This window comes from Dietzia sp. DQ11-44 (genome assembly GCF_014145205.1).
Classification (GTDB): domain Bacteria; phylum Actinomycetota; class Actinomycetes; order Mycobacteriales; family Mycobacteriaceae; genus Dietzia; species Dietzia natronolimnaea.
Genome location: NZ_JAALEC010000263.1, coordinates 1 through 7,598 on the forward strand (window position 1 = coordinate 1; position 7,598 = coordinate 7,598).

Annotated in this window: 8 protein-coding genes, 4 tRNA genes and 1 pseudogene; 6 read left to right on the forward strand and 7 right to left on the reverse strand. The window is 69.0% G+C overall.

Features of this window, described 5'->3' with window-relative positions:
- Positions 1 to 465, reverse strand: a 465-nt coding sequence (locus G6018_RS07420) for a dihydrofolate reductase family protein (protein ID WP_182639281.1), incomplete at its 3' end; no start/stop codon positions are given.
- A gap of 50 nt (positions 466 to 515) precedes the next feature.
- Between G6018_RS07420 and zapE the strand changes: the two genes are divergently transcribed.
- Positions 516 to 1,532: a cell division protein ZapE gene (gene zapE / locus G6018_RS07425; RefSeq protein WP_179525390.1), complete on the forward strand. Its 1,017-nt coding sequence runs from the start codon at positions 516 to 518 to the stop codon at positions 1,530 to 1,532.
- Between the two features lie 4 nt (positions 1,533 to 1,536).
- Here zapE and G6018_RS07430 read toward each other — a convergent pair whose 3' ends face one another.
- The 5 genes from G6018_RS07430 to G6018_RS07450 form a co-directional block, all read right to left on the reverse strand.
- Positions 1,537 to 2,106, reverse strand: coding sequence for a GNAT family N-acetyltransferase (locus G6018_RS07430; protein WP_338404200.1), 570 nt, complete (start codon positions 2,104 to 2,106; stop codon positions 1,537 to 1,539).
- A gap of 26 nt (positions 2,107 to 2,132) precedes the next feature.
- Positions 2,133 to 2,363 (reverse strand): hypothetical protein, encoded by a 231-nt coding sequence (locus G6018_RS07435; RefSeq protein ID WP_179525389.1) that lies wholly within the window; start codon positions 2,361 to 2,363, stop codon positions 2,133 to 2,135.
- Between the two features lie 110 nt (positions 2,364 to 2,473).
- Positions 2,474 to 2,548 (reverse strand) — tRNA-Val (locus G6018_RS07440).
- A gap of 28 nt (positions 2,549 to 2,576) precedes the next feature.
- Positions 2,577 to 2,650: transfer RNA gene (locus tag G6018_RS07445), tRNA-Cys, on the reverse strand.
- A gap of 48 nt (positions 2,651 to 2,698) precedes the next feature.
- Positions 2,699 to 2,771, reverse strand: a tRNA-Gly gene (locus tag G6018_RS07450).
- Between the two features lie 279 nt (positions 2,772 to 3,050).
- Here G6018_RS07450 and G6018_RS07455 point away from each other — a divergent pair.
- A tRNA-Val gene (locus G6018_RS07455) sits at positions 3,051 to 3,122 on the forward strand.
- 77 nt (positions 3,123 to 3,199) lie between these two features.
- On the opposite strand, the gene G6018_RS07460 is transcribed toward G6018_RS07455, so the two are convergent.
- Entirely contained in the window at positions 3,200 to 3,862 is a 663-nt protein-coding gene (locus G6018_RS07460) for a DsbA family oxidoreductase (RefSeq protein ID WP_182639282.1), read from the reverse strand.
- A 173-nt stretch (positions 3,863 to 4,035) separates the two neighbouring features.
- Here G6018_RS07460 and thrS point away from each other — a divergent pair, with 173 nt between their 5' ends.
- The 4 genes and pseudogenes from thrS to G6018_RS07480 form a co-directional block, all read left to right on the forward strand.
- On the forward strand, positions 4,036 to 6,123 hold the full coding sequence (gene thrS / locus G6018_RS07465; RefSeq protein WP_182639283.1) for a threonine--tRNA ligase: 2,088 nt from the start codon (positions 4,036 to 4,038) through the stop codon (positions 6,121 to 6,123).
- Positions 6,120 to 6,698 carry an HIT domain-containing protein gene (locus G6018_RS07470; protein WP_182610602.1) on the forward strand — a complete coding sequence of 193 codons (579 nt, stop codon included), beginning with the start codon at positions 6,120 to 6,122 and terminating at the stop codon, positions 6,696 to 6,698. Before thrS ends, G6018_RS07470 begins: the two co-directional genes overlap by 4 nt.
- Positions 6,699 to 6,712: 14 nt before the next feature.
- Positions 6,713 to 7,357, forward strand: a complete 645-nt coding sequence (gene pgsA / locus G6018_RS07475) for a phosphatidylinositol phosphate synthase (RefSeq protein ID WP_182610601.1) — start codon at positions 6,713 to 6,715, stop codon at positions 7,355 to 7,357.
- Positions 7,354 to 7,598 (forward strand): annotated as a pseudogene (locus tag G6018_RS07480) (phosphatidylinositol mannoside acyltransferase); the annotation flags it as partial. The gene pgsA and the pseudogene G6018_RS07480, both read left to right, overlap by 4 nt.

The window sequence follows — 7,598 nt, forward strand, 5'->3', positions numbered from 1 at the left end:
GTCGAGCACGTGCACTCTCACGCCCCGCGCCCGCGCGGCCTCGATGCGCTGACGACCCACCTCGTGTGCCGCGGCGATCCGGACCCGGTCGTCGGTGCCGGCGCAGAGGTCGATCAGCCGATCGGGTAGCGACCTGGTGAGGACGAGGACGGTGGGCGCGGGTCCGGTGCGCCGGTCCGTCCAGACCGGGCTCACCACGGCGGGACCGTAGCGTTCGGCCAACGCCGTCCCGGACCCCACCAGGACGAGGTCGGCGCGGGCCCGCATGGCGTCGTAGACCAGGCGGTCGGTGGGCGTTCCCAGGCCCCCGCTCCGGCCGTCGACGGTGGTGGTCCCGTCGATGGAGGAGATCATGACGGCACGGATCATCGGGGCGCCCGTGGGCTGGTCCGGCTGGAGGGCGGTCCAGATCGCGTCGAGCGAAGCCGGGTCGTCGTCGAGCGCGGGGGGTCGGGTCGACAGCACCTGGGGCTCCTTCCGTTCTGACGCCTGTCGCCCCACGATAGGCTCATCGCATGGTCTCTCGCCTCGTTGACGTCACCCCGGTGGTCCCCGCCGACCAACTCGTGGCACAGATGGTCCCGCCGTCGATGTTCGATGACGTGAGTTTCGAGTCCTACATCCCGGACCCCGCCGAGCCCTCCCAGGCCGCCGCGGTCAAGGCGTGTCGGGAGTTCGCCGAGGGCGTCGTGACCCGTCGTTCCCCCAAGAAGGGACTGTTCGGGCGTCGACCCAAGTCGGTGGAGGGGGCGGGGATCTATCTCGACGGCGGGTTCGGTGTGGGCAAGACCCACCTGTTGACCTCGATCTACCACACCTGTCCCGAGCCCAAGGCGTTCGGCACGTTCGTCGAACTGACCCACGTGGTGGGTGCCCTCGGGTTCAACCGTGCGGTCGAGGAGCTGTCCGGTCACTCGGTGCTGTGCATCGACGAGTTCGAGCTGGACGACCCGGGTGACACCATGCTGGTGTCCCGGCTGCTCGCGGAGCTCACCACGGCGGGCGTCAGCGTGGCCGCCACCTCCAACACCCTTCCCGAGCAGCTCGGCGAGGGGCGGTTCGCGGCCAAGGACTTCATGCGCGAGATCCGCAAGATGTCGGGGATCTTCGAGTCGATCCGAGTCGACGGCCCCGACTACCGTCACCGCAATCTTCCTCCGGCGCCGGACCCCATGTCCGAGGCGGAGCTCGAGGCGGACGCCGGCGCGGACCCCGGGGCGACGCTGGACGACTTCGACGCGCTGTGCGGGCACCTGGCCACCCTCCACCCGTCCAAGTACAACCGCCTCGTCGACGGGGTGACCAGGGTGTGCCTGCGCGACGTCGCTCCGTTGCCGGACCAGGCCATCGCCCTGCGTCTGGTCGTCCTGGCGGACCGCCTGTACGACGCCGGGATCCCCGTCCGTAACTCGGGGGAGAAGCTCGACGCGATCTTCACCGAGGAGATGATCGCCGGCGGCTACCGGAAGAAGTACCTGCGGGCCACGTCCCGGCTCCTCGCGCTGTCGCGTTTCGAGACGGTCGGCGGCTGAACGCTCAGTCCTGACCCGGGGCCCTCCCACCGAGCTCCCTCTCGTAGACGACGTCGGTGTTGGACACGCCGCCCACGTCGAACGTGCGCGTTCCCCGTTCGGCGAACCCCTGCCTGGCGTAGAACCGGCGTGCCCTGGTGTTGGCCACGTTGGTGGCGAGCCACAGACTTCGCGCGCCCCTCCCGGCACACCTCCGGACGACGTCGTCGAGAACCAGGGCCGCGATGCCCGAACCGTGGTGGCCGGGGTCGACGTACAGCTTGCTGATCCCGACGGTGGGTCGGTGGAGGATCTGATCGGCGCAGGCCGGGTCCATCTCGATCCCGTCCACGAGGAGGGCGTATGCGGCGAGTCGCCCACCCGGCGTCCTGGCCGCGAGGAGTTCGTGCCCGGGGGTGACCAGATGGACACTCAGCGCGCCGGTGGAGAGATGCCGGGCGATGAAGGCGTCGATCGAGTCCCGGGGGAGATCCGGGGGACACGCCAGCGGGAACGTCCGGGCTGCCAGCGCGGCAATCGGGCCGAGATCTGCCGCGACTGCGGGTTCGACGGTGGGTTCGACGCTGGCGATCACCCCGTGAGACTAGCGGGGCACGGGGATCAGGAATGCAGGTGCAGGTTCTCGGTCCCACCCACCCCGGACATCACCAGCCGTTCCGAGTCGTCTCCGCCTCCGAGGACCATAGTGACCTCGTAGGTGTCCGTGGCCGTGCGGCGCAGGTCGACGAGGATGCCCGTGGTGTGCCGGAGGTCGACGACCCGCCCCCGGACGTCCTCCAGGGAAATCGAGTCGACCGTCGCCGTGTGGGGCAGTCTGTGCGCAGTGGACATACCCCGATGATGAGTGATCCTCATCACGCGGCGAGCACGGGCACGTACCGAACAGGGAGCGATCCCGCCGAAATGCACGACGCCCCGGCGGTCAGCCGGGGCGTGTGTCGTGGTGCGCGATACTGGGATTGAACCAGTGACCTCTTCCGTGTCAGGGAAGCGCTCTCCCGCTGAGCTAATCGCGCGGGATTCACCGACCGGATCTCTCCGGCGTGGAGGTGGAGACGGGAATCGAACCCGTGTTGACGGCTTTGCAGGCCGCTGCCTCACCACTCGGCCACTCCACCGAAAAGGTATCGAGCCCGGTGAGGACTCCTGGCTCCTCGATCCCTCCGAGCGGATGACGGGATTCGAACCCGCGACCCTCACCTTGGCAAGGTGATGCGCTACCAGCTGCGCCACATCCGCACTGCTCCCCGGCTCGCTGTTGCTCACCGCGTTGCGAGAATGAACATTAGCCGACGCCGAACTTGGAACACAAATCGGGGGCCGGAAACCGGGTTCCACCTGCACGGACGCCCTGATCCGGGGTTCTGCGGCCCAGCGCGCACCGGCTCTCCGGACGCGTGTCGGCACGGTACCGGCACGGCACCGACACGGCTCCGGCGCCTCGCCGACCCCGAATTGGGGCCGCGGGTCCGGCTTGCTACAGTGTTCCGGTGCCGATCGAGAGATCGGGCCACGCGCGGTCCTATAGCTCAGTGGAAGAGCGCTCCGTTCACACCGGAGAGGTCACTGGTTCGAACCCAGTTAGGACCACACCGCACACGCAGCCTCCGCCCCGGTGACCGGGAGACGGGGGCTGCGTTCGTATCCGGGCCAGCCGGTGCGCCGAGTCAGTCCTGCCGTCCGGCGACAGCCTGCTCCAGGGCCTGGCCGAACACCTCGACGGGCTGTGCACCGCTCACGGCGAGCCTGCCGTCGAAGACGAAGAACGGCACTCCCTGCACCCCGATCCCACGGGCGGCCTCCACGTCTTCACGGACGCGCTCGCCGAACCCGTCCCCGGACAGCATCTGGTCGACCGCGTCGGCGGGCAGCCCGGCCTCGACACCGATGCGCCTGAGGACCGCCGGATCCGAGAGGCGCTCGCCGTCGGTGAAGTGGGCGCGGCGCAACGCCTCGTCGATCTCGTCCGCCTTCTCGTGGTCTGCGGCCAGTGCCGCCAGCCGGTGGGCGTCGAAGGTCGAGGAGATCGTGGCGGACCGCCAGTCGAACTCCAATCCGAGTTCCCGGAACCGTCCCGCCATCTGTTCCTGCGTGGCCTCCGCCTCCGCCTGCGGCATGCCGTACTTGCGCGAGAGCATCTGTGCGCTGGACTCGTCGACGCCGCTCTCGCCGTGCCGCGGCGCTGCGGGGTCGAGTTCGAAGGCCCGCCAGACCACCTCGACGTCCGTGTCGGGGTGGTCTGCCCGGAAGGCCTCCAGTGCGGACTCCAGATGGCGTTTGCCGATCCAGCAGAAGGGGCAGACGACGTCGGACCAGATGTCTATGCGCATGGCGGGTACAACGGCCCGAGGCGGTCCGGGATTCCGCGAGGCGCCGGGTAGCATGAACCGGCCCAGGTCCGTCACCGGAGCTGGTGCGCCGTCACGGGTGACCCACGGTCACCCGTCATCCACTGCCGAGGAGATCGCCCCCCGTGTCCGAGACCCCCGTGTCCGAGAACCGCATGCCGGAAGCCGACGTCGACGCAACGGGTGCGGGCACCGTGACCACCACCGTCATTCCGGCGGGAGAGCCAGCGGGCAAGATCCTCGCCGAGCGGGAGTTGCAGTCGAAGAGCGGCCCCGAGACCGTCGTGGTGGTGCGCGACCCCGGTGGCGCGCTGCGCGACCTGTCGTGGGCGCCAGAGGCGGACACCGAGGTCGAACTCGTCCGCGCGGACACCGAGGACGGCAGGTCCGTCATCAGGCACTCCTGTGCACATGTGTTGGCGCAGGCCGTCCAGGACAAGTTCCCCGAGGCCAAGCTGGGGATCGGCCCGCCGATCGAGAACGGCTTCTACTACGACTTCGACGTGGCCGAGCCGTTCACTCCCGAGGACCTCAAGGACCTCGAGAAGCGGATGAAGAAGATCATCAAGTCGGGCCAGCGTTTCGCCCGGCGCGAGTACGCCTCTCTGGACGAGGCACGCGCCGAGCTCGCCGGCGAGCCGTACAAGCTCGAGTTGGTGGAGGACAAGGGCCGGGCGGATTCCGGCGACGCCGGGGGCGCCGAGGCCCTCGAGGACGCGGAGATCATGGAGGTCGGGGCCGGCGCACTGACCGCGTACGACAATCTCAACCCGCGCACGGGCGAGGTGGTCTGGTCGGATCTGTGCCGGGGCCCCCACACACCCACCACCAAGTTCATCCCCGCGTTCACCCTCACCCGCTCCTCCGCTGCGTACTGGCGCGGGGATCAGAAGAACGCCGGTCTTCAGCGCGTCTATGGCACGGCGTGGGAGAGCACGGAGGCGATGGACGCCTACCTCGATCGCCTCGCCGAGGCGGAGAAACGGGACCACCGCCGGTTGGGCACGGAGCTCGACCTGTTCAGTTTCCCGGACGAGATCGGCTCCGGCTTTCCGGTCTTCCACCCCCGTGGCGGGATCATCCGCAACGAGATGGAACAGCACTCCCTCAAGCGACACCTGTCCGCCGGGTACTCGCTGGTCAACACCCCGCACGTGACCAAGGGCGATCTCTTCCGGAAGTCCCAGCACCTGAGCTGGTACTCGGAGGGGATGTTCCCTCCCATGGTTCTAGACGCGGAGTACGACGCCGACGGCAGGGAGACCAAGCCGGGGCAGGACTACTACGTCAAGCCCATGAACTGCCCCATGCACAACCTGGTCTTCGACTCCCGCGGCCGCTCCTACCGCGAACTGCCGCTGCGGATGTTCGAGTTCGGCACGGTCTACCGGTACGAGAAGTCGGGCGTGATCCACGGGCTCACCCGCGCGCGCGGTTTCACCCAGGACGATGCCCACATCTACTGCACCGAGGACCAGATGGAGGGCGAGATCGCCTCCGTGCTGTCCTTCATCATCTCGCTGCTGCGCGACTACGGCCTCGAGGACTTCTACCTCGAGCTGTCGACCAAGGACCCCGAGAAGTACGTCGGCGGTGACGAGATCTGGGAGCGCGCCACCGAGACGCTCGAACGGGTCGCCACCAACTCGGGTCTCGAGCTGGTCCCGGACCCGGGCGGGGCGGCCTTCTACGGACCCAAGATCTCGGTCCAGGCGCGCGATGCGATCGGCCGGACCTGGCAGATGTCCACGGTGCAGCTCGACTTCAACCTCCCCGAGTTGTTCGACCTCACCTACAACGCCGCGGACGGCACCAAGAAGCGCCCGGTGATGATCCACCGCGCGCTCTTCGGGTCCATCGAACGGTTCTTCGCCGTCCTGCTCGAGCACTACGCGGGGATGTTCCCGGCGTGGCTCGCGCCCGTGCAGGTGGTGGGGATCCCGGTGGCCGAGGCCCACGAGAAGCACCTCGAGGACGTGATCGACGAACTCCGCGGCCGCGGGATCCGCGCCGAACTCGATCTCGCGGACGAGCGCATGCAGAAGAAGATCCGCAACCACACGACCGGCAAGGTCCCGTTCATGCTGCTGGCCGGCGACCGGGACGTCGAGGCGGGCGCGGTGAGCTTCCGGTTCCCCGACGGCACCCAGCTCAACGGGGTCTCCCGGAACGCCGCGATGGACAAGATCGTCTACTGGATCAACTCGCGGCGCAACGACGTGCCCACGGCGGAGCGGGTGTGACGCCCCGGGAACCGACCCCGACGGACGGGTACCGCCAGTACGGGGTGGGGGAGGATCGCCTGCAGCTGCTGTGGACCCCGTACCGGATGTCGTACATCGCCGAGTCGACGCCCGAGCCCGCCGAGGGTATGACCGGGGAGCCCTTCCTCGACATCCCCCGGATGAGCGACGAGGACGGCCTGATGGTCGCCCGTGGCGCCCATGTCTACGTGGTACTCAACCTGTACCCGTACAACCCCGGGCACGCCATGGTGGTGCCGTACCGCAAGGTGGCCGACCTGGAGGATCTCGACGACGACGAGGCGCGTGAGCTGATGTCGTACACCCAGCAGTTGATCCGGGTCGTCAAGGCCGTGTCCCGACCGGATTCGTTCAACGTGGGGCTCAACCTGGGCAGCGCCGCGGGGGGTTCGCTGTCGGATCATCTGCACCAACACGTCGTGCCGCGCTGGATCGGCGACGCCAACTTCATTACGGTGACCGGCGGAACCAAGGTGCTGCCCCAGTTGCTCCGTCAGACCCGACAACTGCTGGCCGAGGCGTGGTCGACCGTGCCCGGGCCCGACCACACCTGATTGCGGGGGAACAGATGCTGAGCGAGTTCGGAAGGTCGGGTGTCACCAAGGTGGCACACCCCTTCGCGACGTTCCTGGTCCGGATCGGGGTCACCGCGAACGGCATCACCCTGGCCGGGCTGGTGCTGACCTGTGCGGCGGCGGTCGCGCTCTTCGGCAACGGCCACCTGGTGGCAGGGGCGATCGTGATCGCCCTGTGCACCCTGCTCGACCTGGTCGACGGGGCGGTCGCCCGGGCGGGTGACGGCGGGTCCCCCTACGGCGCGCTGGTCGACGCGGTGTCGGACCGGGTGGCCGACGGTGTGATCCTCGCGTCCCTGCTGTGGTGGCTGGTGGACGCCGAACCGGACAACAAGTACGCGCTCGGCATGCTGCTGGCGTGCCTCGTGCTCTCCCAGGTCGTGTCCTACTCCAAGGCCCGCGCGGACGCCGGGGGTCTGCGCACGCCCGGCGGTCTGATGGAACGCGCCGACCGCCTCGTCCTGATCCTGCTCGGTGCCGGCCTGGAGGGTCTCGGCGTCCCCTGGGCCCTCGAGATCGCGATCACGGTGGTCGCGGTGGGCAGTCTCATCACGGTCCTCCAGAGGGTGTGGGGCGGACGGGCCGACCACCTCGGGCGGCTCGACCGGCTCGGGTCACCGACGGCGGGCGACCGATGACCCGGCTGGGCCAGCGGGCCTCGGACCTCGGGTACGCCGCGGGGTGGGCTCTGGTGCGCGCGCTCCCCGAACCGGTGGCACGGGCCCTGTTCCGGACCGGAGCCGACGTCGCCGCCCGACGTCAAGGGGAGGACTCCCAGCTCCGCAAGAACCTGTCCCGGGTCCTCGGGGTCGCCCCCGCGGAGGTCCCCGACGACCTCGTCCGAGACTCCTTCCGTTCCTACGCGCGCTATTGGCGGGA